The sequence below is a fragment of the Mesorhizobium sp. M7A.F.Ca.AU.001.01.1.1 genome (assembly GCF_004022735.1).
Lineage (GTDB): Bacteria > Pseudomonadota > Alphaproteobacteria > Rhizobiales > Rhizobiaceae > Mesorhizobium > Mesorhizobium ciceri.
In genome coordinates this window covers 1-1,037 of sequence record NZ_RZPF01001178.1, presented here as the reverse complement: position 1 = coordinate 1,037, position 1,037 = coordinate 1, and the positions used below count along the sequence as shown (strand labels likewise).

General features: G+C 62.4%; 1 protein-coding gene. It reads left to right on the top strand.

Going from position 1 to position 1,037, the window contains the following annotated elements; translation table 11 throughout:
• Positions 1–88: 88 nt before the first annotated feature.
• The coding region (locus tag EN884_RS36875; protein WP_095770220.1) for an IS481 family transposase at positions 89–1,037 on the top strand (949 nt) is incomplete at its 3' end.

Here is a 1,037-nt window from a genome sequence, read left to right as displayed (position 1 = left end):
CTAGGTGTGAGCTTTCGAGAGGTTGTCCATTCGGACCGGACCGAGGAGACTGGAGTTACCACGCTTCAGCATCCATCGGAGGGTCCGAATGAACATCCACAAGAATGCCCGTCTCACACCGCTGCGTCGAGAGGAGATGGCGTTATCGGTGATAGAAGGCGCTTTTTCCAAAGCCCATGCGGCGCGCGTCTATGGCGTGTCGGCCAAGATCGTGGCGCGCTGGGTCGAGCGCTATAAGACCAAAGGGCGGGCCGGCATGGTCGACCGCTCGTCGCGGCCCACCGTCATGCCGAGCCTGACCGAACAGTCCGTGGCCGAGCGCATCGCAGCCTTGCGTCGCCAGCGGCTGACCGGCAAGCACATCGCCCATGAGGTCGGCGTCTCGCCCGCCACCGTCAGCCGGGTTCTCAAGCGTGCCGGGCTGTCGCGGCTCAGGGATATCGAGCCGGCCGAACCGGTCCGGCGCTACGAGCGGGAGCATCCCGGCGAGATGATCCATATCGACATCAAGAAGCTCGGCCGCTTCAGCCAAGTCGGCCATCGTATCACCGGCGATCCGCAAAAGGGCAAGTCGCGCGGCGCCGGCTGGGAGTTCGTCCATGTCTGCATCGACGACGCGTCCCGCATCGCCTTCTCGCAAATCCTGCCCGACGAGAAAAAGGAGTGCGCCATCGCCTTCCTCAAGGCCGCGGTCGCCTATTACGCCAGCCTCGGCGTCACGATAGCCCGCGTCATGACCGACAACGGCTCCTGCTACAGATCAAAGGCCTTCGCCAAGGCCTGCCGCGATCTCGGCCTCAAGCACGTCACGACAAGACCCTATACGCCCAAGACCAATGGCAAGGCCGAGCGCTTCATCCAGACAGCACTGCGCGAATGGGCCTACGCCATTGCCTATCCGACATCCGATCATCGTGCCGCCGAACTGCCTGTCTGGCTGCACAGATACAATTGGCATCGTCCACATGGCAGCCTAAAGTCAAAAACGCCTATCAGTCGCCTCGCCCTGATCGAGGACAACCTGTTGAAGCTCCACA